Annotated in this window: 26 protein-coding genes; 17 read left to right on the top strand and 9 right to left on the bottom strand. The window is 43.1% G+C overall.

Annotated elements, in window-relative coordinates; translation table 11 throughout:
- The first annotated feature begins 50 nt into the window (after positions 1–50).
- Both WKT03_RS05715 and WKT03_RS05710 read left to right on the top strand, forming a co-directional pair.
- Positions 51–1,139 (top strand): SpoIVB peptidase S55 domain-containing protein, encoded by a 1,089-nt coding sequence (locus WKT03_RS05715; protein WP_173783949.1) that lies wholly within the window; start codon positions 51–53, stop codon positions 1,137–1,139.
- A 105-nt stretch (positions 1,140–1,244) separates the two neighbouring features.
- Positions 1,245–2,621, top strand: a complete 1,377-nt coding sequence (locus WKT03_RS05710; protein WP_340391128.1) for a sodium-dependent transporter — start codon at positions 1,245–1,247, stop codon at positions 2,619–2,621.
- A 166-nt stretch (positions 2,622–2,787) separates the two neighbouring features.
- Here the strand turns inward: WKT03_RS05710 and WKT03_RS05705 are convergent, their stop codons facing one another.
- From WKT03_RS05705 to WKT03_RS05680, 6 genes are all read right to left on the bottom strand, one after another.
- Positions 2,788–4,131 (bottom strand): MATE family efflux transporter, encoded by a 1,344-nt coding sequence (locus WKT03_RS05705; RefSeq protein WP_340391126.1) that lies wholly within the window; start codon positions 4,129–4,131, stop codon positions 2,788–2,790.
- Between the two features lie 72 nt (positions 4,132–4,203).
- Complete coding sequence (locus WKT03_RS05700) at positions 4,204–5,286, bottom strand: NTP transferase domain-containing protein (protein WP_340391309.1); 1,083 nt, start codon at positions 5,284–5,286, stop codon at positions 4,204–4,206.
- Positions 5,234–5,569, bottom strand: coding sequence for a winged helix-turn-helix domain-containing protein (locus tag WKT03_RS05695; RefSeq protein ID WP_008401492.1), 336 nt, complete (start codon positions 5,567–5,569; stop codon positions 5,234–5,236). The genes WKT03_RS05700 and WKT03_RS05695 overlap by 53 nt, the downstream gene beginning before the upstream one ends.
- Positions 5,566–6,363: an ABC transporter ATP-binding protein gene (locus WKT03_RS05690; RefSeq protein WP_340391125.1), complete on the bottom strand. Its 798-nt coding sequence runs from the start codon at positions 6,361–6,363 to the stop codon at positions 5,566–5,568. Before WKT03_RS05690 ends, WKT03_RS05695 begins: the two co-directional genes overlap by 4 nt.
- Positions 6,360–7,337: a FecCD family ABC transporter permease gene (locus tag WKT03_RS05685; RefSeq protein WP_340391124.1), complete on the bottom strand. Its 978-nt coding sequence runs from the start codon at positions 7,335–7,337 to the stop codon at positions 6,360–6,362. The genes WKT03_RS05690 and WKT03_RS05685 overlap by 4 nt, the downstream gene beginning before the upstream one ends.
- A complete protein-coding gene (locus tag WKT03_RS05680; RefSeq protein ID WP_340391123.1) occupies positions 7,321–8,418 on the bottom strand; it encodes an ABC transporter substrate-binding protein in 1,098 nt (365 codons plus the stop codon). Before WKT03_RS05680 ends, WKT03_RS05685 begins: the two co-directional genes overlap by 17 nt.
- Before the next feature lie 130 nt (positions 8,419–8,548).
- Here WKT03_RS05680 and WKT03_RS05675 point away from each other — a divergent pair, with 130 nt between their 5' ends.
- From WKT03_RS05675 to WKT03_RS05660, 4 genes are read left to right on the top strand one after another with little or no spacing between them, the layout of a single operon-like run.
- A complete protein-coding gene (locus WKT03_RS05675; protein WP_340391122.1) occupies positions 8,549–9,349 on the top strand; it encodes an FAD binding domain-containing protein in 801 nt (266 codons plus the stop codon).
- Complete coding sequence (locus WKT03_RS05670; protein WP_340391121.1) at positions 9,340–9,825, top strand: (2Fe-2S)-binding protein; 486 nt, start codon at positions 9,340–9,342, stop codon at positions 9,823–9,825. The genes WKT03_RS05675 and WKT03_RS05670 overlap by 10 nt, the downstream gene beginning before the upstream one ends.
- The gene (locus tag WKT03_RS05665; RefSeq protein ID WP_340391119.1) at positions 9,806–12,106 is read left to right on the top strand and encodes a xanthine dehydrogenase family protein molybdopterin-binding subunit; all 2,301 of its coding nucleotides are present in this window, start codon (positions 9,806–9,808) and stop codon (positions 12,104–12,106) included. Before WKT03_RS05670 ends, WKT03_RS05665 begins: the two co-directional genes overlap by 20 nt.
- Before the next feature lie 19 nt (positions 12,107–12,125).
- Entirely contained in the window at positions 12,126–13,520 is a 1,395-nt protein-coding gene (locus WKT03_RS05660; RefSeq protein ID WP_117785066.1) for a uracil-xanthine permease family protein, read from the top strand.
- 3 nt (positions 13,521–13,523) lie between these two features.
- Here WKT03_RS05660 and WKT03_RS05655 read toward each other — a convergent pair whose 3' ends face one another.
- A complete protein-coding gene (locus tag WKT03_RS05655; RefSeq protein WP_340391117.1) occupies positions 13,524–14,060 on the bottom strand; it encodes a hypothetical protein in 537 nt (178 codons plus the stop codon).
- Between the two features lie 328 nt (positions 14,061–14,388).
- Positions 14,389–15,918 carry a sodium/proline symporter gene (locus WKT03_RS05650; protein ID WP_334307884.1) on the bottom strand — a complete coding sequence of 510 codons (1,530 nt, stop codon included), beginning with the start codon at positions 15,916–15,918 and terminating at the stop codon, positions 14,389–14,391.
- A gap of 393 nt (positions 15,919–16,311) precedes the next feature.
- Here WKT03_RS05650 and WKT03_RS05645 point away from each other — a divergent pair, with 393 nt between their 5' ends.
- The 5 genes from WKT03_RS05645 to WKT03_RS05625 all read left to right on the top strand — a co-directional run bounded on the left by WKT03_RS05645 (position 16,312) and on the right by WKT03_RS05625 (position 19,286).
- Positions 16,312–17,556, top strand: coding sequence for an ammonium transporter (locus WKT03_RS05645; RefSeq protein ID WP_021944735.1), 1,245 nt, complete (start codon positions 16,312–16,314; stop codon positions 17,554–17,556).
- A gap of 25 nt (positions 17,557–17,581) precedes the next feature.
- Positions 17,582–17,929: a P-II family nitrogen regulator gene (locus tag WKT03_RS05640; RefSeq protein WP_008401503.1), complete on the top strand. Its 348-nt coding sequence runs from the start codon at positions 17,582–17,584 to the stop codon at positions 17,927–17,929.
- 123 nt (positions 17,930–18,052) lie between these two features.
- Complete coding sequence (locus WKT03_RS05635; protein WP_117785063.1) at positions 18,053–18,634, top strand: hypothetical protein; 582 nt, start codon at positions 18,053–18,055, stop codon at positions 18,632–18,634.
- Positions 18,635–18,644: 10 nt separating this feature from the next.
- Complete coding sequence (locus WKT03_RS05630) at positions 18,645–19,007, top strand: hypothetical protein (RefSeq protein ID WP_340391114.1); 363 nt, start codon at positions 18,645–18,647, stop codon at positions 19,005–19,007.
- Positions 19,008–19,286, top strand: a complete 279-nt coding sequence (locus WKT03_RS05625) for a DUF308 domain-containing protein (RefSeq protein ID WP_117785061.1) — start codon at positions 19,008–19,010, stop codon at positions 19,284–19,286. It abuts the gene before it with no gap.
- A gap of 197 nt (positions 19,287–19,483) precedes the next feature.
- On the opposite strand, the gene WKT03_RS05620 is transcribed toward WKT03_RS05625, so the two are convergent.
- Positions 19,484–19,999 (bottom strand): ubiquinone biosynthesis protein, encoded by a 516-nt coding sequence (locus WKT03_RS05620; RefSeq protein WP_262529610.1) that lies wholly within the window; start codon positions 19,997–19,999, stop codon positions 19,484–19,486.
- Positions 20,000–20,116: 117 nt separating this feature from the next.
- Between WKT03_RS05620 and WKT03_RS05615 the strand changes: the two genes are divergently transcribed.
- The 6 genes from WKT03_RS05615 (at position 20,117) to WKT03_RS05590 (ending at position 25,651) form a co-directional block, all read left to right on the top strand.
- Positions 20,117–20,947, top strand: a complete 831-nt coding sequence (locus WKT03_RS05615; RefSeq protein WP_021943707.1) for a polysaccharide deacetylase family protein — start codon at positions 20,117–20,119, stop codon at positions 20,945–20,947.
- A gap of 51 nt (positions 20,948–20,998) precedes the next feature.
- Complete coding sequence (locus tag WKT03_RS05610) at positions 20,999–22,273, top strand: bifunctional folylpolyglutamate synthase/dihydrofolate synthase (RefSeq protein ID WP_340391110.1); 1,275 nt, start codon at positions 20,999–21,001, stop codon at positions 22,271–22,273.
- Positions 22,274–22,312: 39 nt separating this feature from the next.
- Entirely contained in the window at positions 22,313–22,792 is a 480-nt protein-coding gene (locus tag WKT03_RS05605) for an HD domain-containing protein (protein ID WP_340391109.1), read from the top strand.
- Positions 22,792–23,598, top strand: a complete 807-nt coding sequence (gene folP, locus WKT03_RS05600) for a dihydropteroate synthase (RefSeq protein WP_340391108.1) — start codon at positions 22,792–22,794, stop codon at positions 23,596–23,598. Before WKT03_RS05605 ends, folP begins: the two co-directional genes overlap by 1 nt.
- A 126-nt stretch (positions 23,599–23,724) precedes the next feature.
- Complete coding sequence (gene folK, locus WKT03_RS05595) at positions 23,725–24,549, top strand: 2-amino-4-hydroxy-6-hydroxymethyldihydropteridine diphosphokinase (protein ID WP_021943711.1); 825 nt, start codon at positions 23,725–23,727, stop codon at positions 24,547–24,549.
- Positions 24,550–24,661: 112 nt separating this feature from the next.
- Positions 24,662–25,651 carry a prephenate dehydratase gene (locus tag WKT03_RS05590; protein ID WP_340391106.1) on the top strand — a complete coding sequence of 330 codons (990 nt, stop codon included), beginning with the start codon at positions 24,662–24,664 and terminating at the stop codon, positions 25,649–25,651.
- The last annotated feature ends 12 nt before the right edge of the window (positions 25,652–25,663 follow it).

The raw sequence follows: 25,663 nt of genomic DNA, 5'->3' as shown, positions 1-25,663 counted from the left end.
GCTCTTTTTTTCTTATGGTCTGTGCAGCATTTACAGAAAGGAGTATTGGGATGGAAGAAGGAACAAAGACGTCGAACCGTTACCGTTCGCTGCTGATCGGATTTTTGATCTTGGATCTGATCGCATTTACACTGCTGGCAGTCGCTTATTTCTGGAACGGAGATATCGGAGATCAGGAGATCAAGTATGAAGATGCGGAGCTTGTATTCGATGATCTGTCCGGACAGAAAGTGATCCCGTCCGGCGAACCGGTCGGGATCTATCTGAAAACAGATGGCGTTATGGTCGTAGATTGTGACGAGGTGGAAACTGCACAGGGAGAGATTTGCTCTCCCTGTAACGGCCTGCTTCAGACAGGAGATTACATCACAGCTGTAAATGAAACAGCCATATCAACAAAAAAGGAACTGATGCAGGCTTTATCCGGGAATAATACCGGAACTGTGAGACTTACATTTCTGCGGGACGGAAAGTCACAGGTAGCAGAGGTTACACCTGTGAAAACAAATAAGAATGCTTATATGTTAGGACTGTGGGTGAAGGATGACATATCGGGTATCGGAACAGTGACCTTCCTATGTGGCAATCAGTTTATGGCACTTGGACACAGCGTATCGGATAATGATACCGGGCTTAAGATCAGCAGCACCGGTGGGGGTATCTATACTACACATATAACGAAGATCAACCGATCCTTTGTGTCGATGCCGGGGCAGCTTCAGGGAACGATCCTTTACAAGAAGGATCTGATCGGAATTGTAGAAGGTAATTATGATAACGGAATCGGCGGATATCTCGATGAAGAATATGTGGCGAAGCATTACAAAGCTGCAGAAGCCATGTATATCGCAGATCCTGATGAAGTTCAGACCGGAGAGGCATATATTTATTCCAGATTGGATGGGAATCTGAAAAAATACAAGATCAACATTCTGGCGGTTCATACCGATACAGCCAATAAAAATATGGAATTTAAGGTAGAGGACGAGGATCTGATCGCACTTACCGGCGGTGTCTGTCAGGGCATGAGTGGAAGCCCAATCGTACAGAATGGCAAGCTGATCGGTGCGGTTACACATGTGCTTGTGGATGATCCTACGGAAGGGTATGCTGTATTTATTGAAAATATGATAAAGTAGTGACTTAATCGATCATTCATGTTAGAATCGAAGCTGTACACTGTTAAAAGAAAAAAGAGAAGGGATATTTTGCTTCAGGGTACATGGAGCAGAAGTTAGAGTACGATGGATATACAAAACAATAACAACAGAAGTTCATTTTCGGGGAAGATAGGATATGTGCTGTCGGCGGCAGGAGCGTCGGTCGGTCTTGGAAATATATGGCGGTTTCCGTATCTGGCAGCAAAGTACGGAGGAGGAATCTTTCTTCTGATCTATATTCTGCTGGCACTCACATTTGGATATACGATGATTGTTGCTGAGTCTGCGATCGGTCGTATGACAAGAAAGAGTCCGGTCGGAGCGTTTCGGTCATTTGGTAAGAAGAAATGGTTGTCCTTTGGCGGCTGGATCAATGCGATCATACCGGTGCTGATTGTACCGTATTATTCGGTGATCGGTGGTTGGGTTATCAAATATCTGGTGGAATATGTCAAAGGAAATGGAAAGAATCTGGCAAAGGATGGATATTTTACAGACTTTATCTCGAATGGCGTTTCGACAGAGCTTTGTTTCATCGTATTTTGTCTGTTTACGCTGGGGATCATCTTTGCAGGTGTTCAGAATGGTATTGAGCGTGTATCAAAGATCATGATGCCGGTACTGATCGTGTTATCGATCCTTATTGCTGTATATTCAGTGACAAGACCGGGGGCATTAAAGGGCGTGAGGTATTTTCTTGTTCCGAATTTTGATAATTTCTCATGGATGACTGTGGTAGCGGCGATGGGGCAGATGTTTTATTCCCTGTCGATCGCAATGGGTATTCTGATCACATTTGGTTCTTATATGAAAAAGGATACGGCGATCGAGGATGCTACAAGGAATGTTGAGGTGTTTGATACGGCGATTGCAATCATGGCAGGACTTATGATCATTCCTGCGGTATTCGCATTTTCAGGCGGTAATCCTGATACCTTACAGGCAGGTCCTTCATTGATGTTTATAACGATCCCTAAGGTATTTCAGAATATGGGACTTGGAACAATAGTTGGTATTCTGTTCTTCCTGTTGGTTTTATTTGCAGCAGTAACCAGCTCAATCGCACTGACTGAGAGTGCAGTATCCACATTTGAGGATGAGATCGGTTGGAGCAGAAAGAAAGCAACTGTTTTTGTAGGTGTGATCATGCTGATCCTTGGAAGTCTGTCATCACTTGGATATGGACCGCTCGCCTGTGTAAAGATCATCGGTATGCAGTTCTTAGATCTGTTTGATTTTCTGACGAATTCGGTTATGATGCCGATCGCAGCACTTATGACCTGCTTATTGGTTTCAAGAGTTGTGGGAATCGATAAGATAGAAGAAGAGATTCGTCATGGCGAGGGTGCATTCCGCAGAAAGAAGATCTTTGTTGTGATGATCAAATACATATGTCCGATCTTTGCTTTGATCATTCTTGCAAGCTCGGTTGCAAATGCACTTGGTTGGATCTCGATGTAGCTTCAATCTCCTTATGTTAGAAATGGATGTGCTATTTATGGCATTTATTTCCTGCAGAAGGAGATTTTTGCTTTGTATGTTTATGGTGGAAACTGGTTTGCCGATATCAGTCGAAGAAGGGCTGACCTTGACCGGATTGAAGCCCTTGGAAGAAGTCATAACATTATTATGCTTCAAATGCATTTTTAAAATTCTGTTTCTGTTCACCGCGGTAAAAGAGGACGGAGACTGCAGTTCCGCAGCACCAGCCGACCGGCCAGGAGCACCAGATACCGACAGAACCGAACATCTTTGAAAAGATGATGGATAAGACTACTCGAAGGATCAGATCGGTAAAGGTGGAGATCATGAATTTGTTCATGATACCTGCGCCACGCAGGATTCCGTCTGCCATTAATTTGATGGAAACGATGAAATAAAATGGTGCAAGGATACACAGGAAAACGATACCTGTCTTGATCGCAGTTGCAGTCGGGTTATCAAGAAAGAGTAGCAACAGCCATCTTCCGCAGGTGAAATACAACAATGCAAATGGAATACATAACAGCCAGACCAGCTTTAAGGAAGCCTTGAAGCCGGAACGGATACGGTCGATCTTGCCTGCACCGATATTCTGGGCGGTATAGTTCGAGATACCATTTCCCAGTGTGGTGAGAGAGGTAATGACCAGATTGTTCAGCTTGACAGCCGCAGAATATCCGGCGATAACGCTGGTTCCGAAGTCGTTGATAACGCTCTGGATGATAATATTTCCGATGGATATAAAGCTCTGCTGTAAGGTGCTTGGGATAGCAACAACCAAGATTTGTTTTAAGATGCTGCCATCAAAGAACCGGAAACGGCCGTCTGTCTTGATACCGGTAAGACGGCGTATCACAACAGCGACAGCCAGAATAGCACTGACACCCTGACAGAGGAAGGTCGCCCAGGCAACACCTGCGATTCCCATCTGAAAGGATTTTACAAATAAGATATCGATAAATATATTGGAAACGGATGATATTGCAAGGAAGATGAATGGAGTTCTGGAATCACCGAGAGCGGAGAAAATTCCGGTTGCAATGTTGTAAAAGAACATAAATGGAAGACCATAGATATAGATGTTCAGATACAGCAGGGAAGCATCCATGATATCGTCCGGAGTGTGGATCAGAGCAAGCAGTTCCCGGCTGGTGAGCAGACCGGCGATCACCATAACAGCCAGTAAAACAGCCGTAAAGATAAAGGTGGTCGATACAGCCGTCTTCATATTCCGATATTCTTTTGCTCCAAATAATCTGGATACGATAACCGAGCATCCCATATTGCATCCAAATGCAAATGCGATAAAGATCAACGTGATCTCATAGCTGTTTCCAACGGCAGCAAGAGCACTTTCATTGATAAATTTTCCGGCAACCAGACTGTCGGCAATGTTATAGAGCTGCTGGAAGATCACACTTCCAAAGAGTGGCAGACAGAAACGCCACAGCACAGATTCCGGTTTCCCTACGGTCAGATCCTTGTTCATTTTTATTCGTCCTTATTTCTTTTTTTATGACATGATGAATTATAGAACGATAAAATAAAATGTCAAGAATGATTAAAGGTTCCCGTGGAGTAATTGGGATAAATCATCAGGTGTATCAATATCCCTTAGTTCGTTTATATCTGAAACAGAAAAGGTACGGATACGATCAGGATGATTATTTATTACCAGACTGCCGCCTTTTCTTAAAGGAAGATTCTGAAGTTCCTCAAAAAATTCAGACGGGAAGATAACAGGAGAACCGACTATATCTCCATAACAGGTTCGCCAGATTGAGTTTCTGTCATTTTCCGCACAAAGAAGCAGCGAGATCATGGATTCTTTTTGAAGCAAAGGCTGGTCGGCGGGGAGAAAGACGCAGCGATCGATATGATCACCAATGGTTTCCAGACCGAGGCGAATCATGTCGTTTCGATGCGGAAAGGTATGAAGCAGTACCGGAATATTTTGTTTTATACATAGGCTCTGAATTTCCTTGTGAATGGTTACCACGACAGATGTTGTAAACAGATTCTTAATAATGTTAAGAGAGAAATCGATCAATGGTTGTCCATTGAAATCAGCAAGCAGCTTATTTCCACCAAAGCGGGTACCCTGACCGGATGCCATGATGATACAGCCTGCATTTCCATATGGTTGATCGAGATCCACAAGGAAAACATCCTTATGGTTACGCAGTTCCTCCAGGAACGGAAGCTTTTGTTTTCGCACGACCATGAGAAGCTGTTTGTGCTTCATTAAGGTTCGTATAGCTTGCCGGTATTTGCAGGAATTACTTTCCAGAAAACCGATTTCATCAATCGTGATCCATTTGGAAGTTGCATGCAGACAGGAATGTAAGAATGCGGTTCCTTTTTCATCAAAGCATTCGGGAATAGCAAGCATCTGATTTCTCTTATGGGTTGGATCCGGATGATAACGTCCAATCTGGATTATTTCTTTTGACAAGTTGTTTTTCAGGTAGACTCCTTTTTCCGGTACTACCCAGGAGGTAACACCGGGCATCGGGGAGGAAAAGAGAGATGCCAGAAGTGTTGTTTTTCCACTTCCGGATGCTCCTGTCAGAACCAGATGTTTTTTTCCACTAGTCTGAAAAGATCTCCATATAGAGTTTGCTGTTGGCCTCGTTACAGGCATTCCGGTAGGTTTCATATTTTTTCAGCCATTCCTTTCCCTCTGGAGTCAGAGTACTTCCACCACCGGATCTGCCGCCGGTGCTACGTTTTGTCAGAGAAAATCCCAGTTCTTTTTCTGCCTTATTGATCATACGGAGTGCCTTTGTATAGGCAAGTCCCATAGAGATTGATGCAGAACGGAGAGAGCCGGTTTCTTCGATCATATGAAGCAGTTGGCATGGCCCGGCCCCAAAAAATTTTTCGTTATTATCATTTACAAAATAAATTTTTGTTATTGCTTTCAAGATGTTTCAGCCTCCTTTATCATAACAAGCCTGCTATTTCCAAGACGGTCGTTAAGCTTTGACAGACTGATTGTACCATATATTTTGGTAAGAAGGTGTTCCATCTCGGAAATTGATGTTTCGGATGGAATGATCTTGCCGATCAATCTGCCGTCTGACAGGATCAGAAGTGAATCACAATAATTTAGCGCCAGAGCTGAATCATGTAGTGTGATCAGGGCAGAAGCATGATTTTGTTGGATATAATCCTGTAAAAGCTCCATTGCCTGATAACGTAGCCGAAAATCTAAGGCACTTTCCGGTTCATCCAAAAGAAGAAGTTTTCGTTTGCCTGCAAATGTACGTGCTAATATACATAACTGTTTCTGACCGGCACTCAGACTTTGAAAATTATCATACATCCGGTTACCAAGACCAACATCGATAAGTGCCTGTATAGCTGTTTCTTTCATTTGCCGGGTTGGAGTCTGCAACAGTTTCAGTTCAGGGTTGAACCCCATCATAACTACATCAAAAAGCGTGAGATCTAAAGAGATACTGTTATTTTGTGGTATATATCCACAAAGCCTTGCCAGTTCCTTTGGGGAAATTGATTCTACGGTAATTGTATCAATCTGACAGTTTCCCGTATGGGGAAGCAGATTTGCCAGGGACTTGATCAAGGTGGTTTTTCCGCAACCGTTTGCCCCCAGTATACCAATAATCTGACCGGAGTCGACGGAAAAACTGATATTTTTGATAATGTCTGTTCCATTATATCCGGCAGACAGATTGTTTACAGTCAGTAATTTCATATCCGATCACTTCTCCTTATACATAGATAGATTAAGAATGGAACTCCTAAAAGACTTGTAAAGATACTTACAGGCAGTTCTGTGGATGCTATACTACGAGCAAATATATCTCCCATGGTTAGCAGACATCCGCCGATCAGTCCGCTTAGCAGCATAGTGGATAGTCGGTTGTTTTTTAGTAATAAACGTGCTCCGTGTGGTGCCAGAAGAGATACGAAGCTGATCAGTCCGGTCATACTGATCACACCGGAAACAGCCAGTGTCGCAATCAACAAAACAATCAGACGAATCTGCTGTACATTTACACCGAGCATTTTTCCCTCATTATCATCTAAAGAGAGAAGAATGATCTGTCGATATAATAAGAACAGAAGACCTGAAGAGAAAAGGCATAGAATAATATTTCCTTTTATGGAGTAGATGCTGATTCCATTTAGGCTTCCCATGATCCAATATTCAATTGACGCCAGTTGTTTTTCCGGATCTGCGATTAATTTCAGACAAACCAGTGCCGTCTGTGCGAGACTGTGAACAGCGATTCCGGCAAGTACAATGCTGCGGCCATCCCGGTCTGCGGTTAAGGAAGATAATACCAGTGCAAGGATAACAGAACAAACAGCCCCTGCAAAAGCAGAGACTGTGATCGCCATAGAACCGGATAAGAACAGAATTCCAAATGCTGCACCGGCACTGGCTCCCGAAGATACGCCAATGATATCAGGGGAGGCCAGAGGATTCCGAAAAACGGTCTGATAGACAAAACCTGCCATGCCAAGGACAAATCCTCCGATAGCACCGATAACAGCGCGGCTGGCGCGGAGCGTAAGAAATACTCGCCATTGCATGGAGTCTCCGGCTATCAGACCGGTCAGGGTGATCCTGTATTTTCCGATAAACAGGGAAGCTGCTGTCAGAAGAATCAGACCTATGCTTCCGGCAATAAGATATAAATTCGCTTTATTTTTTGATTCCATAGAATGTTTCATAGAAAGAATTCATCTCTTTCGTATAAGTATCAGTTGAAACCTGATCAGGATGCAGGATTCCGGCAAGCCAGATGGAAGCCAGGATACTTGCAGGTACAGGACTGTCCAGTGCTTCGATATCCCCCGGAATGGCATAAACGTGGTTATTTTTTACTGCTGTGCAGTCTTTCAGGTTCGGATCGCTTAATACATCATCTACTGTATATTCTGCATCGGAAGCAAGAATAATATAATCAGGATTCCAGGAGAGAAGCTGTTCATAGCTAATCTCGGTCCAATAGGTATCAGAGATATCAGATGCTACATTTTTACCGCCTGCAAGTTCGATAATACCTGATTGGTACATAGCTGGACCGGCAGTTGACAGGAGAGAAGAATTACCTGCAAGGTAAATATTCGGAGTGTCGTCTGCGGTTGCAAGAGAAGTAGTAAGCATTTCTTTTTCCTGATGAATGAAGTCAAGCAGCTTGTCTGCTTTATCCTGGGTATTTGTAGCTGTGGCAATAAGACTGATCATATCGGATAACTGATCCGGACTTTCTGGATTTACCAGCAGCACAGGAATACCAAGCTCTGTCAGACTCTTTGCGGCATCTTTTAGCTTTAACGGTAAAATTACAAGATCCGGTGAAAGAGAAGCACAGGTTTCCAGATCGAATTCCTTTGCTGTTCCGACATTTGGAAGTTCCAGAAGCTCCGGAGCAGCCAGTTTGTAGATTGGTCTTTTGTCTGCCTTTGCTTCAATACCTACCATCTTGTCCGATAATCCAAGTGCGATCAGAAGGCTGGAAGGAATGTAATATCCGCTTACAATCTTAGCTGGCTCTTTTTCAATGGTAACGGTGCGGTCTGCCTGATCCGTAACTGTGACCGGATAAGAGGTTTCTTTTTCGGCAGCTTCTGTAGACACATCATCTGAAGAAGTTTCTGATGATAATTCTGAGGTCGCTTCTGATGAAGCGGTTGTTCCTGTGCCTGCAGGCTTTGATGAAGTATTGCAGCCTGCCAGAGATAAAAGCAGGGAACAGATTAATAATAAGGACAAGCATTTTTTTAGGGTGTTTTTCATAATAACTCCTTTTCGTTATACTTTAAATAATACAACGGTATTGTAGCAAAGCATCTTTTCAAAAACAAGTATTTTTACTATAATATATCTTGATATAGTGCGGCTAAGGCAACATTTAAAGGAGCTTTTTATGGTAACAATTCAGAATTATATACGTGTTAAAAGTCTGGAAGAGGCTTATCAGTTAAATCAAAAAAAAGGTAGCTGTATAATCGGGGGAATGTTATGGACAAAGATGCAGAACCGGACGATATTGACAGCAATTGATCTGTGTGATCTGAAACTGGATCAGATCGAGGAGACAGAGAATGAGATCATTATCGGTTCGATGGTATCTCTACGACAGCTTGAATTGCATAGAGGCTTAAATAATTATACACAAAATTCTGTCAGAGACGCTGTAAAAGATATTGTCGGTGTACAGTTTCGTAACTTGGCAACGGTAGGTGGAAGTATCTGGGGACGTTTTGGTTTCTCTGATGTGCTGACGGTATTTCTTGCCATGGATACATATGTGGAATTATATCAGGGTGGGAGAATACCACTTAGAGAATTTGTGGGGCAGAAACCGGATCAGGATATTCTGGTTCGTCTTGTCATAAAGAAAACGTCCGGGTGCTTCTCTTATGCATCTGTAAGAAATCAAAGTACTGATTTTCCGGTGATCGCATGTGCGGCTTCTGTTGTAGGTGGGGAATATCGTTTATCAGTGGGAGCAAGACCGGGACGAGCGATGCTTCTTCTGGATGAAGAAGGACTTCTGTCAGAGGGACTGACAGAAGACTCTATAAAGAACTTTGCTATGTGGGCAGAGAAACATATTCCGACAGGAAGTAATCATCGAGCCGGAGCAAAGTATCGTTCCAGATTGGTTCGTGTATTATGTCAGAGATTGTTAAATAAATTGAGAGAGGAGCAGAAATGGAGATAACAATAATTGTAAATGGAAAAAAACTGGTGGATTCTATTGAACCGGATCTGCTTCTGATCGATTTTCTGAGAAAGCATGGATGCTATAGTGTAAAGCGAGGCTGTGAAACTGCAAATTGCGGATTGTGTACAGTCTTTTTGGACGGCATTCCTGTGCTTTCCTGCTCAGTGCCGGCAGCAAGGGCAGCTGGTCATGAGGTACAGACATTAGAGGGACTTCAGGAGGAAGCTTCTGAATTTGTCGGTTTTATTGCAGATCAGGGAGCTGATCAGTGCGGATTTTGCAATCCCGGATTTGTCATGAACACGATTGCATTATTGCGAGAGAATCCGGATCCTACAGATGATGAGATCCGTGCTTATCTGGCAGGAAATCTTTGCAGATGTTCCGGATATGAAGGCCAGTTGCGGGGAATTCGAAATTATCTGGAACATAAGAGATCAGAGGAGGGCATTCATGGAAGAAAAGAAGTATAATTCAGTCAATCATTCGGTTCGTAAAAAAGATGCAATGCAGCTCCTTTTGGGAAAACCGGTTTATGTTGATGATATTACATCATCAGATGCTTTGACGGTAAAGCTTTTAAGAAGCCCATATGCCAATGCTATTGTAGAAGATATCAACGTAGCAATAGCAAAAAAAGTTCCGGGAGTTGTAGATGTTTATACATGGAAGGATGTTCCAAAGCAGAGGTTTGCGATTGCAGGACAGACATATCCGGAACCATCTCCCTATGATCGGCTGATCATAGACCGGCATGTACGTTTTGTAGGGGATGTTGTTGCTATTATTGCGGCTACGGATGAGAAAGCTGCTTTAAAAGCAATGAAGCTGATAAAAGTGAAATATGATATCCTCGAACCGGTTCTTGATTTTCATCAGGCAAAGGATAGTGCTGTCCTTGTACACCCGGAGGAGGACTGGTTTCCACCTATGGAAGTTGGAGGAGATCCCAGACGGAATCTGGTTGCAAGTGAAAAAAACGGAGATGGTGATGTGGATGCTGTAATAGCGGATTGTGATGAGGTGTTCGAACACACATATCATATGCGGGCGTTTAACCAGGCAATGATGGAAACTTTCCGCACATATACCTGTTTTGACCGATATGGAAGGCTTCATGTGATCTCATCTACACAGATTGTATTTCATGTGCGTCGTATCCTTTCCAGAGCACTGGGCATTCCAAAGAGCAGGATACGTGTTGAGAAACCAAGAATCGGTGGGGGTTTTGGAGCAAAACAGACAGCAGTCAGTGAAGTATATCCGGCGTTTGTCACACTGAAGACCGGACAACCCGCCAAACTTATATTTACAAGAGAAGAGAGTCAGATTGCCGGTTCTCCGCGGCATGAGATGGAAGTCCGTGTACGCCTGGGAGCAGACCGGGACGGACATATCCGCGGACTGGATCTGTATACACTTTCAAATACAGGAGCATATGGAGAACACGGACCTACAACAGTTGGTCTGAGCGGACATAAATCGATTCCCCTTTATACAGGTGGACTTGAAGCATATCGGTTTAATTATGATGTAGTATATACCAATACGATGGCAGCCGGTGCTTACCGGGGATATGGTGCGACACAGGGTATATTTGCACTGGAAAGTGCTGTAAATGAACTTGCAGAAAGACTTGGAATTGATCCGACTGTAATCCGTGAAAACAACATGATCCGTGAAGGAATGAAGATGCCGGCATATTATGGAGAGACAGCAAATGCTTGCGCACTTGATAAATGTATGGCAAAATGCAAAGAATTATTTCATTGGGACGAGAAATATCCTGTTCGTGAGATAGGAGATGGGAAGGTAAGAACAGCCGGAGTAGCTATGGCGATGCAAGGCTCCTGTATCTCCAATCTGGATGTCGGATCGGCAACGGTAAAGCTGGCCGATGACGGAACATTTAATCTGATCATCGGTGCGGCAGATATGGGAACCGGATGTGACACGATCCTGGCTCAGATGGTGGCAGAATGTATGGATTGTTCCGTGGATGATGTAGCTGTATTTGGGGCAGATACGGATGCATCACCATATGATTCCGGTTCGTACGCATCATCTACAACATATGTTACGGGTAAGGCCGTAGAACTTGCCTGTGAGAAACTGAAAAAAAAGCTTTGTGCGATAGCAGCCGGTATGCTTTCCTGCAGTCCGGAGGAAATGATCTTTGAAAATGGAAGGGCATGTCGGGTCAATACAGATCAAAGTGTGTCACTTGCCGAGATTAGTGTAAAAGACCAGATTGCAAATGATATCGCAGCAGTAGCAACGGTTTCCCATTCTTCACCTGTATCGCCTCCGCCTTATATGGTCGGCATGGTTGAGATTGAGTTAGATCGATATACAGGAGAGGTAAAAATTCTGGATTATGTAGCTGTTGTTGATTGTGGAATTCCTATCAACCCGGCATTGGCACGTATTCAGGCAGAAGGCGGCATCGTACAGGGAATCGGGCATACACTGTTTGAGAATGTCACCTACAATGAAAGAGGATGTCCGATTGAATCCAGTTTCATGCAGTATAAGATTCCAACCCGCCTTGATATGGGACATCTTCAGGTAGAATTTGAACACAGTTATGAACCGACAGGCCCATTTGGAGCCAAGTCTATAGGAGAGATAGTGATCAATACACCTGCACCTGCAATTGCACATGCAATCTATCGTGCAACAGGCGTATGGCACAGAGAACTTCCGATCACTCCGGAAAAGATACTGATGTCTATGTTGGATGAAAAAGAATAAAGATGAGGAGAATTCACAAATGAAAAAAATATTTAAGCTGTCTGAGACAGCATTTCAGATGGATGGAAAGATGCCGCTTTCGCAGGCGATTCCGTTAGGATTACAGCATGTTTTGGCAATGTTTGTAGGAAACCTGACCCCACTTCTGATCATCACAGGAGCATGTGGCCTGGCAGGCGGTGAGTTCGCAGATCTACAGCTTTCTTTGCTTCAGAATGCGATGCTGATCGCAGGAATTGTGACCCTGGTACAGTTGTTTGGAATTGGCCCGGTAGGAGGCCGGGTACCGATCATAATGGGAACGTCTTCCGGATTTATAGGTGTCTTTAACAGTGTAGCAGCAACCATGGGTGGTGGTATACTGGCATATGGTGCGATCATGGGAGCATCTATTATAGGTGGTCTTTTTGAAACAGTGCTTGGCTTTTTCTTAAAGCCCCTTCGTAAGTTCTTTCCATCGGTCGTAACCGGTACCGTGGTAATGTCGATCGGATTAAGCCTGATTTCGGTAGGTATCAATTCTTTTGGTGGAGGAAATAAAGCAGAAGATTTTGGCTCCATTGAGAATCTGTTACTTGCGTTGTTTGTGCTTATTGTAATCTTGTTTTTCAAACATGCGACAAAAGGCTTTTTGAGTTCGTCATCTATTTTATTTGGCATTATTTTCGGATACATTGCAGCAATGATCATGGGCTTTGTTTTGCCGAAAACCGGAGTGACGGCAGATGGTGTAGAATATACAAAGGCATGGGTGTTGAACTGGGATAAAGTTGCGGAAGCCTCCTGGTTTGCGGTTCCGAAGCTTTTGCCTGTAAAACCTGTTTTCGATCTGCGGGCGATTCTTCCGGTTCTTATTATGTTCATTGTAACTGCAGTTGAGACGGTTGGAGATATTTCAGGTGTTATGGAAGGCGGATTGGACAGAGAAGCAACAGATAAAGAACTTGCAGGCGGTGTTATGTGTGACGGACTGGGTTCTTCATTTGCAGCGATATTTGGTGTCCTGCCAAATACATCATTCAGTCAGAACGTTGGATTGGTAGCCATGACAAAGGTTGTAAACCGGTTCGCTCTTGCAACCGGAGCCATTTTCCTTGTCCTTTGCGGCTTATGTCCAAAGCTTGCAGCGTTGGTATCAATCATGCCACAGTCTGTACTTGGTGGCGCAGCAGTCATGATGTTTTCCTCGATTGTAATCAGTGGTATTCAGTTGATCACGAAGAATCCGTTGAATGCCAGAAATCTTTCCATTGTATCAGTAGCACTGGGCGTTGGATATGGAATGGGAGCTAATCCCGGAATTCTGGTACATACACCGGAGGTGGTACAGTTGGTATTTGGCGGATCGGGAATTGTACCGGCAGCAATGGTAGCAATCCTTTTAAATATTATTTTGCCGAAAGAGGAAAAATAAATACTATTTATACAGCATATGAAACAACTGCAGATATTCCTGTTCGACATCCTCAAACGAACGAACCTCATAAGAAAGGTTGATGTGAAGCTCAGGCTCCGGTCTGTCCGATGGCTCATTTAACAATGTGAGAAGATCGAAATAGAGCATGTCGTCGTCGATGCATTTGATCCTGCGTTCTTCTTCCTCTGTCAGAGGAGAACCCAGATATTTTGTATAGATCACATTTAACAGATTCTGTTCCAGATCTTTATATGCAGGAAGATGCTTCTTAAAAGGTCTTGGAACATCTGACAGGTAGGCTTCACTTGCATCGTGAAGCAGACAGGCAAGCGCCAGTCGGTCGGAATACCCACGGGCAGCCGCTTCCTTTGCACAGTTGATACAATGACTGCCGACGGAAAAGAAGGTCTTTACATGACCATTTCCACGACAAATTAGTGATAATGCGTGTGCGATGTCCTCGATATGAAGATGTTCTGCCTCCGGCAGAGTCGGATCAAAATGATCCCCGGTATAAGTTGTAATATAATCAGCCATATAAAAATCATCCTGTCGAAAATAGTTATTTCTCACTGATTATATAACAAAAGCAGATAAAATCAACTTTATTTTCTTTATTCAATTACGGCTCTGTTATAGATTCACTATTATAAAGCAAGCCTTTTTCAACGCCGGTACTTAGTGAGTCGCCTTATAGGCGAGGAGCTTAGCACCGTTGCGTTGAAATAGAGTGCAAACGACTTGCGTAATAATATGTGAACTATAACAGAGCCGTAATTTTGGAAATGTAAGTTATTTCAAAATATACATAAGAAAAAGGAAACCGATATACTATGTATATCGGTTTCCTTTTTCGTAGGGATTCCTACGCCTTCTTGCCGGCTGCTTCAAACTCCCGGACGATTTCTTCATCAGGAGCTTTTGTAAGCAGGCTGACCACAATGATGAAGATCAGGGATACGATAAATGCAGGAAGCAGTTCGTAGATATCAAGAATTCCTCCAAGTGGACGAATCAGATACTTCCAGATAAATACGGTAGCACCACCGGATATGATACCGGCGATCGCACCTGCAAGATTACAACGTTTCCAGAATAAAGAACAAAGCACAACAGCACCAAATGCACCGCCGAAGCCTGCCCATGCGAAGGAAACGATCTTGAATACACTGGAGTCAGGATTTCTTGCAAGGAAGATACTTACGATCGCAATACCAACGATTGTTAAACGTGCGATCAGAAGATTTGTCTTCTCGGAAATCTTGATCTTTAAGAAATCATGTACTATATTCTGTGAAACACCGGATGCAGCAGCAAGCATCTGACTGTCTGCGGTAGACATCGTAGCGGCAAGGATACCGGCAAGGATGATACCTGCGATAAGAGCAGTTAATGCATTATGCTGGCTGATGATACCTGCGATACGAACGATAATAGTTTCACTGTTTGAACCGGTCAGAGTTTCAAGTGCGCCTGCTTTGGTCATACCAAGACCGACAATACCGATCAGAACACCTGCGGTCATAGCGATCACGACCCATACAGAGGCAATACGGCGGGAAAGTACCAGTTTTTTCTCATCCTCGATTGCCATGAAACGGACAAGGATATGAGGCATACCAAAGTAACCGAGTCCCCATGCTGCGGTTGAGAAAATTGTCAAAAAGTTATATTTGACTTCAGAACCGGAGGCAACATCAAAGGTAGATGTCAGAGACAGATAACCCGGAAGGGCGGCTGCATTGTCCATAACGGCTGTCCAACCACCTGCTCTTGAGATTCCATAGATCAGAACGATTGCAAGTGCACCGGTCATAACGATACTCTGAACAAGGTCTGTAACACATACGGCATTGAACCCACCGGTGATTGTGTAACCAACAATCAACAGGGCGGACAACATCATGGCAACCTGATAATTGATACCGAATAAGCTGTTGAACAGCTTACCACAGGCAGCAAAACCGGATGCTGTGTAAGGGATGAAGAAGATAATGATAACAAGAGCGGAAAGTGCTGTGATAACATTATTCTTATCATGGAATCGTTTTGCAAAGAAATCAGGCACAGTGATCGCGCCGATATTATTTGAATAACGTCTGAGTTTTCTGGACACGAAGAACCAGTTCAACCATGTACCAACGGCAAGACCGATGGCAGTCCATGCGGCATCGCAGATACCGGACAGATATGCAACGCCCGGAAGTCCCATCAGGAGCCAGCTTGACATATCACTTGCTTCAGCACTCATGGCTGTTACGAGAGGTCCCATCTTACGGCCGCCAAGATAGAAATCTTCTGTACTGTTGTTACGCTTGCTGTAAACAAAGCCGATCACAAGCATGATCGCCAGGTAGACAACGATTGCAAGCATGATGAAAAAGTTAGTTGTCATAAACATTTAAATATCCTCCAATTTTTTATTGCGTATGCATAACATGGACAAAATCGTTAAATTTCGTAATAGAATACATAACTAAAAAATCATAGCGTAATATGAGAAAAAAGTCAAACAAATACGATCTGCTTTAGAAAAACAGGTAAAATTATGTCCTGGCTAAAGAATGGTAAAGAATTTGTAAAAAATACTTGAAAAAATAAATCAGGTCTGCTAGTATGTCTTCAGACAAAGACGTCAGTTGAACGAGATACGTTCGATTGGCGTCTTTTCTGTTTTACAAAAAAAGTACCATGGAATTTTGTAAAAAAGTGAAGCGAAACCTGTCGGGGGATGCGCACCTGCCGGAGATTTCAAAAAGAATTTCAGAAAAAAATGGAGGAAATAGTTATGAATACTGGTGATACTGGTTTTATGCTGATCTGTACAGCATTGGTATTTTTTATGACACCGGGACTTGCTTTCTTTTATGGTGGAATGGTGCGAAGGAAAAATGTCGTTAATACGATGATGGCATGTACTTTTATTATGGGACTTTCGGTTGTGATGTGGATATTATTTGGTTACTCCCTTTCCTTTGGGGGAAATCACGGAGGAATCATTGGTGATCTCAGATGGTTTGCGTTAAATGGCATATCCATGAATGAGGCCGGACCGTATGCAGACAATATTCCGCATTTTGTATATATTGCATTCCAGATGATGTTTGCAATGATCACGCCGGCACTGATCACAGGATCATTAGTCGGACGTGTAAAGTTTAAGGCTTTATTCTTCTTTATCATGTTCTGGTCGATTCTGGTTTACTATCCGATGGCACACATGGTATGGGGACAGGGCGGTTTCCTTGCAGAGATCGGTTCGGTTGATTTTGCAGGCGGAAATGTCGTACATATCAGCTCCGGTGTAAGCGCATTGGTATTTGCGATCATCCTTGGCAGACGAAAAGGTTATGAGAATACTGCTTATCGTGTTCATAACATTCCATTCGTTGCTCTTGGTGCATTTATCCTTTGGTTCGGATGGTTCGGCTTCAATGCAGGAAGTGCCCTCGGAGCAAATGGTCTTGCAGCTCATGCATTCTTAACCTCAGCGATCGCAAGTGCGAGTGCCATGATGTCATGGATGCTGATCGATGTGATAAAAGACGGAAAGCCAACCTTGGTTGGTGCTTCGACCGGTCTTGTTGTCGGACTGGTTGCGATCACACCGGGAGCAGGCTTTGTTCCAATCTGGTCTGCATTTATTATCGGTGCACTTGTAAGTCCGATTTGTTGTGGTATGATTACTTTATTAAAGAAGAAATTGAAAATAGATGATGCACTCGATGCTTTTGGATGTCATGGTATCGGTGGTGTCTGGGGTGGTATCGCGACCGGATTATTTGGTAAGAGTTCGATCAACAGCGTTGCCAGATGGGATGGACTGTTCTTCGGAGACTATCACCTTTTTGTTGCACAGTTGATCGGTATCGTTGTGACAATAGCAGTTGCAGTGGTCGGAACGTTTATCTGTCTTGGACTTGTAAGACTGATCACGCCGCTTCGTGTATCGGATAAGGAAGAAAAGATCGGTCTGGATCTTGCAGAACAGGGAGAAAGTGCATATCCGACATTTAACGGATTGGATTCATAGAAGTTGCGGAAAGGAGTAGGAGAATATGATGATCAAGATAGAAGCAATCGTGCGAGAAGAAGTATTTGAAGATGTAAAAGAAGCACTGAATGCGATTGATGTAAATGGTATTACAGTATCTCAGGTAATGGGATGCGGTGCACAGCGAGGATATAAGAAGCTTGTACGTGGTACAGAGGTTGATGTCGTTATGCAGCCGAAGATCAAATTTGAGATCGTAGTTTCTTCGGAAGAATGGGAGAAGAAGACGATCGATGCAATCCAGAAGGCAGCATACACCGGAGAAGTCGGAGACGGCAAGATCTTCAGTTATGAGATCCGCACCGCCATGAAGATTCGTACGAAGGAAAGCGGCTATGATGCGCTGAATTAGACAAACAGGAGGAGCCTGTAAGACGGGTTCCTCTTATTTTTCTGTCTTAAATTCCATTTACAAGCCATGAAAAACAGTTTATAGTTATAGGCAGTTAAAATTGTTCAGGACGGTGTATAAAATATGAAATTTAAGAGTACAAATGAGATAGAAACCATTCAGTTACGGGATGCACAGATCAAAGAAATGAAGCTTGTCGGAGTCGGAGAAGTGGAAACAGATGGCGAAGCAGCAGAGAGTGTTGAAAAAGTGAAAGCAGACGACGCGGCAGGGAGTGTCAGAGATGCAGAAACTTCCCTTAAAGGGCTTCGGGCAAGATGGCTGGAATTCTATGTAGAAGGTGCGGTTGTAAAGGATAACAATTCTCAGAACGAATACTATACAGACAAATATGCCGATCAGATGGAGATACGGTTTAAGAATCCGGTCATTGAAGCGGTATTGTTGGAAGGTCATAAGTATTATGATGCAAATGATAATCTGGTAGAAGAAGTTCCGGATCAGAAACTTGCGGAAGATGAGTATGAAAAGATATTTGGAAAGTTCAAAGAGAACTATATCTTCTATGGTGGTAAGCCGGAAGCAGATAAGAAGTGTTATCAGATGATCATTGATGTTGACGAAGATTCTTATATAGTAAGCTTTTATTATGATAAGGTAATTGCCGGATGGAATCATTTCCTGAATAAGGCAAACATGGGTTAGGTGATCGAATATGGCAAAACGAATCAAAGAATATCTGGCATATGTAGATAAGCTGCTTGTAAGGGATGATGTTGATTTTGATGAGGAGATGAGGAGACATCTGGTGCAGATTGAATTTTTCATGCATGAGCGTCTGATCCATCTTCTTGTAACAATCTTATTTGCGATCCTTACGGTAGGCTGCTGTGTGACCTTTGTGTTGACGGAAAAAATACAGATCTTACTGTTAGCGGCAGCACTGTTTGTCTTACTGATTCCATATATCCGGCATTATTATTTACTCGAAAACAGCGTGCAGAGAATGTACGATCAGTATGACAAAATGATGGAAAAAGCAGGAAAAGATGCATTTTATACAGGAAAGGAAAGTTAAATGTTTAATCTGGTAATGGGAATCGTCATGATCGGGATCGGAACAATCTGTCTGGTAAAAGGCTGTGTAGGAACCTTAAGTCCAGTGATGATCTTTTTTGGATGCTGTATGATTGTATTCGGTATCGTGGAGATCATCCGGTCAAAAGCTATCCGTAAACGCGAACAGCAGAGAAAAGACCATGAGATGGATGTCTACCTCAAAATGGCAGAGGAGATGGGCGTAGTCGTAAATCCCATCACCCATGAGATTGTCAAAAAAGAGGACGATAAATCTTAAAACGGACGAACTGGTCGATGGTTATACCTATTATTACGCAAGACGTTTGCACTCTATCCTCATGTAGCGGTACTAGATTCGCTGTTTATACAGCTCATCAAGGACCGACATTCGGATAGGCTTGCTACATAATAGTATAACCATCGACCAGTTCTATTTGTCTGAATATGGTTATCGTCCTTTTTACAAAAAGGGCTCTACTTCAAGGTCGAGAAGTCAAATTCGGACACGCCGGAGCCGGAGACTGCCTTGTAGACCTTGCCGGAGGTAGAATCTACATAGAAGTCACCAACCTTAGAGTTGTCAGATTTTCTGGTGTCATGAAGCTCAAAGTGGTACCCCATGCTGCCGGAGTTATAATCAGTAAGATCCTTGTCGTTATTGCGGACTTCATAGTTCTTGGAGTCGCCGGGAATCTGATCCATAAAATACTTATAAGCATGGTCATAAGTATCATAGTTTCCGGTCAGAGCATCGGATACATCCTTTGCTGCATCATCTACAACATCTCCGGCATCGTCGATCATGTTACCGAGATCCTTACCTACAGAACCTGTACCGTTTGAATTATTCCCGTTTTCTGTGGAACTGCTGTCCTCTGTACTGCTCCCGGTTGTTGTACCGGTTGTTTCAGGGTTATTTTTCTCGCCGCATGCGGTCAGGGTAAATGCCATGACAACCAGACATGCACATAAAAGAAATGTTTTTTTCATTTTTTTATTCTCCTTTTCCATTTGATAAAAATAGTATCTGACATTTCCTGTTTTTTATTCGAATAAAAATATCAGATCAGGAGTATAGATGTATAAAAAACGGAAAATCTTATAAAAATGAGGAAAAAAATAAAAACAGTTTTATCCCACATAAATGACAACGAAGCGTTAAAAGAGTGTGACCGATTTTTTGCAGCTTATTGGCAAAATATAATTCTGGTTGCTGCACTGATCGTATTTTTATTGTTTACAGGAAAATTCATTATCGATCAGAAAGATAAATTTCCGGATTCAGACAGCGTGGCTGCCATGTCATCAAAAACAGTGACACGAAAACGGGCATATCTGACCTTTGACGACGGTCCATCCGATCAGACCGGAGAGATCCTTGATATTTTAAAAGAGCATAATGTTAAAGCTACGTTCTTTGTAATAGGAAGAAATGAACGATACTATCCCATGTACAAACGGATCGTGGAGGAAGGGCATACACTGGCGATCCATTCATATTCCCATGAATATAGTACGATCTATGCAAGCTATGACAATTTCGTGAATGATGTTGAGGAATTAAGAAAATTATTGTATGATGTTACAGGAGTGGACTGCCGGTATTACAGGTTCCCGGGTGGAAGTTCAAACCGTGTTACGCAGGTACCGGTGAATGACCTGATCGACTATCTGGACTCAGCAGGATTGACGTATTTTGACTGGAATGCATTGAATAATGATGCGGTGATTGCCGGACAGACACCGGATCAGCTTGTAAAGAATATATTGAAGGATGCATTAAATTATGATGACACGATCATATTGATGCATGATCTGGATTGCTGTCATGAAACAGTGGAATCTCTGCCGTCACTGATTGAACAATTAGAGGAACATGGATATGAGATCCTTCCGATTGATGATGATACACCGCATATCCAACATAGAACACATTAGAAATAGTTCATTATATTTTATCTATACATAATCAAGTAAAGAGGCTAAAGAATGACATACGAAGAAGCATATCTATATATGAAAGAAGCGGGAAAAAGAGGCAGTGTCTACGGAACGGAGACAGTGAAAGAACTACTTTTAAGACTGGGAAATCCACAGGATCGGGTTCCTGTCGTTCATATAGCCGGAACAAACGGAAAAGGTTCTATATTTGCATTTGTCGGGCATATTCTGGAGGATGCAGGGTATGTTGTCGGACGTTATATATCCCCAACGATCTTTACATATCTGGAACGATTTCAGATAAATGGACATTATATGAAAGAATCGGAATTTGCACGGATCATGGAGACCGTGATCCCGGTTTGCGAGGATATGGAGGAAGCCGGGCTTCCGATCCCGACCGCATTTGAGCTTGAGACTGCGGTAGCATTTCTGTATTTTGTGCAGAAAAAGGTCGATATCGTGTTACTGGAAACCGGAATGGGTGGAAAGAACGATGCGACAAATGTGGTGAAACAGCCGCTTTGTACCGTGCTTGCAAGCATCAGCAGAGATCATATGCAGTTTCTTGGTGATACATTGCAGGAGATTCTGGAACAGAAGATGGGGATCCTTCGGGAACAGGTTCCGTGTGTGGCATATCCGATGCAGGATGAGATGAGACAGATATGGCTAAAAAAATGTGATAAAATGCAGATAGAACCGATCATGGCAGATACCGACCAACTGCAGGTCATAGCAGAAAATCTGCATGGAAGCAGGTTTTGTTATAAAGGACAGGAGTATGAGCTGGGGATTCCCGGAATCTATCAGATCTATAACAGTATAACCGCAATTGAGGTCTGTAATTGTTTAAAAAAACAGTATGATTTAAAAAATGTGAATACAAAGAACGGATTAAAAGAGACGGTGTGGGAGGGCAGATTCCAGAAGATTAAGGATGTGCCTTTGACTTATATCGATGGAGCGCATAATGAAGGCGGATGGAGAAGCCTCAGAGAGAATATCCGGGCATATTTTACAGGGCGGCCGTTGATCTATATCTGTGGTGTTCTTGCAGATAAAGAGTATGAGAAAATGGTGGATATCATGGCACCGTTTGCAAGCTTTATCATAACGGTAACACCGGATAATCCACGGGCGCTTGATAAGGAGATTCTGGCAGACTGCTATCGTTCATACGGAAAGTCGGTGGATACGGCAGAGGATGTGTTTACTGCACAGAGACAGGCGGAAACACTGGCACAAGAAATGACGGAGCCGGTGATCGTGGTATTTGGTTCATTATCTTTTATAGGACCGCTGATACCGCGGATAAAGTAGTACGATAAACCAGGAGAGGACTACAGAGAAGAAATGACGATGGACAGAGTCAACGCAATATTAGCAAATGAAGAATATAAAGACTGGATGGAGCAGATTCGAACATCCGAGAAAGAACGAAGATTCTGCTGTCATGGGATCGATCATTGTCTGGATGTAGCAAGGATCGGAATGCTGATGAATCTGGAGGAGAAGTTAGGACTGGAACCGGAGCTTATCTATGCGGCAGCATTATTACATGATATCGGACGGGCGGTCAGCTATCAGACCAGCGAAGAACATCATCTGGCAAGTGTTCGTAACAGCCGGAGTATTTTGCTGGCAACCGGATTTTCCGGTAAGGAAACAGAGCTGATCTTAGAAGCAATCAGCAAACATAATACGACAGGGAAGGAAGCAGAGGGGCTTTCCTATGTAATATACAGGGCAGACAAGCTTTCCAGACGCTGTTTTGACTGTGAGGTCTATGACGAGTGTTACTGGAAGAAAGAAGAAAAGAACAAAGGAGTGGTCTACTGATGATTATAGGGAACAAAGAATTTAAACTGAATGAAAAACCGTATGTAATGGGAATCTTGAATGTGACACCGGATTCATTTTCCGATGGAGGAACACATAACAAGTTCGATGATGCATTGTATGCCACAGAGCAGATGATAAATGATGGCGCAGATATTATAGATGTAGGCGGAGAATCGACCAGACCCGGTTATACATTAATTTCAGATGAGGAGGAGATTGGTCGTGTTGTTCCTGTGATCGAGGCAATCAGGGAACGATTTGATACCGTAATTTCACTGGATACCTATAAGGCTGGCGTGGCGGAAGCCGGAATCCGGGCAGGTGCAGATCTGATCAATGATATCTGGGGCTTCAAATGGGATGGAAGGATGGCAGATATCGTTGCTGCACATGATGTGGCATGTTGTCTGATGCATAACAGAAGGGTAATGGATTATACCGATTATTTAAACGACGTTGTTAAAGATCTGGACGAATCCGTTCAGATGGCACTTAATGCAGGTGTGAAGAAGGAGAAGATCATGGTAGATCCGGGAATCGGATTTGCAAAGAACTTAGAACAGAATCTCGCTTTAATGAATCGTCTGGAGCTTTTACACAAATGGGATTTCCCGATACTGCTGGGTACTTCCAGAAAATCTATGATCGGTCTGACTCTCGATCTTCCTGTTACAGAGAGGGAAGAAGGTACGATCGCGACATCGGTCATGGGGATTATGAAGGGCTGTCAGTTCTTCCGTGTGCATAATGTAAAAGGAAATGTGCGTGCACTTCAGATGGCATGGGCGATCATGCATAGTTAATACAGTCAATAAGAGAAAATGAAGCAGTACTTAATGATTCAATGAACAGAAGAAAATTTCATTGAATCATAAATAAAAAAGATGAGGTTTGATCTGGTAAAAGGGAGAACAGACAGGAGGTGTCGTATGGATAGAATCAGCATAAAAGGACTGGAAATATTTGCCAATCACGGAGTTTTTAAAGAAGAAAATGTGCTTGGACAGAAATTTGTAATTAATATTGATATGTATACATCGACAAGGGCGGCAGGGATCCGGGATGATCTGAAGCTGTCTATTGATTATGGAGCCATCTGTAATCTGGTTGAAAAGACGATGAAAGAGCATACTTATAAGCTGATCGAAGCAGTTGCGGAAGAGGTAGCGGCGAATATCCTTCTGTCATATCCGACGATGTCAGAGGTTGAAGTAGAGGTTGAGAAACCATGGGCACCGGTATTAATGCCGCTTCAGACAGTGTCAGTAAAGATACGAAGAAAGAGACACATTGCTTATCTGGGACTTGGTTCGAATATGGGAGACCGGGAATCCTATCTTGATTTTGCGATTGATGAATTAAATAAAGATGAATATACCAAGGTGACTAAGGTTTCGGATTTCATCGAGACAGAACCGTATGGTGGCGTGGAACAGGATGATTTTTTAAATGGTTGTATCGAGGTAGAGACACTTCATTCGCCGGATGAACTGTTACATCTGATCAATGCGATCGAGAAGGATGCCGGCAGGGAACGCCTTATCCACTGGGGACCAAGAACTCTGGATATCGATATCCTTTTATATGATGATCTGATCTGTGATGAGGAGAATCTCCATATCCCACATATAGAGATGTGCAAGCGGGAATTTGTATTAGAGCCGTTATCCAATATAGCAGGCTATAAGAGACATCCGGTCAATGGCAGGACGATCCGGGAGCTTCTTGACGAGCTGGAACGGAACGAAGAATAAACCGGGGAAAATGAGCATGCGCATTTGATCGTATTGGCATAGTTTTAAAGACAACATTAATATTATAGAAAGACTGCAGGCGGAATGTCTTGTATTTGGAGCAGATAAAACAATGGATAAATATAATATGGAAGATTTACGGACAGTAGAAGCACAGATTGCTTCTCTTGTAAAGACAAGAGATAAGATTCTGGCAGGTATGGCAGATGAGAATAAGAAGCTGACGAATGACAGCTCTCAGGTTGTTTGTGATGGAATGAAGGATTTTACCTGTGTGAAGAAATTAGAAGTAGATAAGGACACTGTTGTCTGTTATCAGGGGGTTCCGGGAGCATACAGCCAACAGGCAATGTTCAGGTTCTTTGGAAAGGAGATCCAGAATATCAATGTACCGGATTTCGGAGATGTGATCGAGATGGTGAAGAACGGCAAGGCAGACTATGGTGTACTTCCAATCGAGAATTCTTCAGCCGGATTTGTAAATGGAATCTATGACATGGTGGGAAATAATGATGTGACCATCGTCGGCGAAGAAGAGGTTCATGTAGCACATGCATTAATGGGTGTGCCGGGCAGTGATCTTTCCCGGATCAAAACCGTATATTCACACACACAGGGTTTGCTTCAGTGCACGAATTATCTGAGCCGGAAGCCGTGGAAGCAGTGCAGTGTTGCAAATACGGCAGTAGCGGCGGTCAAGGTCATTGAAGAAGGAGATAAGACACAGGCAGCGATTGCAAGCGAGCTTGCAGCAGAGCTTTATGGACTTCAGATCCTTGCAAAAGACATTGTGAACAATGACAACAATACGACACGTTTTATCATCCTGTCAAAACAGAAAATCTTTGTGGAAAAGGCTGAAAATATAAGTATCCGCTTTTCCTTACCGGATGAAAGTGGTACACTTTACAATATATTGAGCCATATAAATCTGAACGGAATTAATATGACAAGCATCGAATCGAGACCGCTTACCGGTAGAAAATGGGAATATGCCTTTTTTGTTACAATGGAGGGCAGTCTGTTAGATTCAAGAACAAGACATGCATTACAGGGAATCTGTGAAGATGCGATGGATTTTCGTCTGATCGGTACATATTAGGGGTGTAAAAAA

The organism is Coprococcus sp. HCN-4056, assembly GCF_037892645.1.
Lineage (GTDB): Bacteria > Bacillota > Clostridia > Lachnospirales > Lachnospiraceae > Coprococcus > Coprococcus ammoniilyticus.
Note: the sequence above shows the minus strand (reverse complement) of the source record. Positions and strands in the feature narration are given on the sequence as shown.

Bases quoted from the DNA above. Each gene is read 5' to 3' on its own strand.
- WKT03_RS05640 (WP_008401503.1), top strand. From the start codon at position 17,582: ATGATGATCAAGATAGAAGCAATCGTGCGAGAAGAAGTATTTGAAGAT.
- folP (WP_340391108.1), top strand. From the start codon at position 22,792: ATGATTATAGGGAACAAAGAATTTAAACTGAATGAAAAACCGTATGTA.
- WKT03_RS05590 (WP_340391106.1), top strand. From the start codon at position 24,662: ATGGATAAATATAATATGGAAGATTTACGGACAGTAGAAGCACAGATT.
- WKT03_RS05625 (WP_117785061.1), top strand. From the start codon at position 19,008: ATGTTTAATCTGGTAATGGGAATCGTCATGATCGGGATCGGAACAATC.
- WKT03_RS05610 (WP_340391110.1), top strand. From the start codon at position 20,999: ATGACATACGAAGAAGCATATCTATATATGAAAGAAGCGGGAAAAAGA.
- WKT03_RS05715 (WP_173783949.1), top strand. From the start codon at position 51: ATGGAAGAAGGAACAAAGACGTCGAACCGTTACCGTTCGCTGCTGATC.
- WKT03_RS05650 (WP_334307884.1), bottom strand. From the start codon at position 15,918: ATGACAACTAACTTTTTCATCATGCTTGCAATCGTTGTCTACCTGGCG.
- WKT03_RS05665 (WP_340391119.1), top strand. From the start codon at position 9,806: ATGGAAGAAAAGAAGTATAATTCAGTCAATCATTCGGTTCGTAAAAAA.
- WKT03_RS05655 (WP_340391117.1), bottom strand. From the start codon at position 14,060: ATGGCTGATTATATTACAACTTATACCGGGGATCATTTTGATCCGACT.
- WKT03_RS05605 (WP_340391109.1), top strand. From the start codon at position 22,313: ATGGACAGAGTCAACGCAATATTAGCAAATGAAGAATATAAAGACTGG.
- WKT03_RS05660 (WP_117785066.1), top strand. From the start codon at position 12,126: ATGAAAAAAATATTTAAGCTGTCTGAGACAGCATTTCAGATGGATGGA.
- WKT03_RS05615 (WP_021943707.1), top strand. From the start codon at position 20,117: ATGAGGAAAAAAATAAAAACAGTTTTATCCCACATAAATGACAACGAA.
- WKT03_RS05620 (WP_262529610.1), bottom strand. From the start codon at position 19,999: ATGAAAAAAACATTTCTTTTATGTGCATGTCTGGTTGTCATGGCATTT.
- WKT03_RS05635 (WP_117785063.1), top strand. From the start codon at position 18,053: ATGAAATTTAAGAGTACAAATGAGATAGAAACCATTCAGTTACGGGAT.
- WKT03_RS05690 (WP_340391125.1), bottom strand. From the start codon at position 6,363: ATGAAATTACTGACTGTAAACAATCTGTCTGCCGGATATAATGGAACA.
- WKT03_RS05705 (WP_340391126.1), bottom strand. From the start codon at position 4,131: ATGAACAAGGATCTGACCGTAGGGAAACCGGAATCTGTGCTGTGGCGT.
- WKT03_RS05700 (WP_340391309.1), bottom strand. From the start codon at position 5,286: ATGCCTGTAACGAGGCCAACAGCAAACTCTATATGGAGATCTTTTCAG.
- WKT03_RS05645 (WP_021944735.1), top strand. From the start codon at position 16,312: ATGAATACTGGTGATACTGGTTTTATGCTGATCTGTACAGCATTGGTA.
- WKT03_RS05630 (WP_340391114.1), top strand. From the start codon at position 18,645: ATGGCAAAACGAATCAAAGAATATCTGGCATATGTAGATAAGCTGCTT.
- folK (WP_021943711.1), top strand. From the start codon at position 23,725: ATGGATAGAATCAGCATAAAAGGACTGGAAATATTTGCCAATCACGGA.
- WKT03_RS05685 (WP_340391124.1), bottom strand. From the start codon at position 7,337: ATGGAATCAAAAAATAAAGCGAATTTATATCTTATTGCCGGAAGCATA.
- WKT03_RS05710 (WP_340391128.1), top strand. From the start codon at position 1,245: ATGGATATACAAAACAATAACAACAGAAGTTCATTTTCGGGGAAGATA.
- WKT03_RS05670 (WP_340391121.1), top strand. From the start codon at position 9,340: ATGGAGATAACAATAATTGTAAATGGAAAAAAACTGGTGGATTCTATT.
- WKT03_RS05680 (WP_340391123.1), bottom strand. From the start codon at position 8,418: ATGAAAAACACCCTAAAAAAATGCTTGTCCTTATTATTAATCTGTTCC.
- WKT03_RS05675 (WP_340391122.1), top strand. From the start codon at position 8,549: ATGGTAACAATTCAGAATTATATACGTGTTAAAAGTCTGGAAGAGGCT.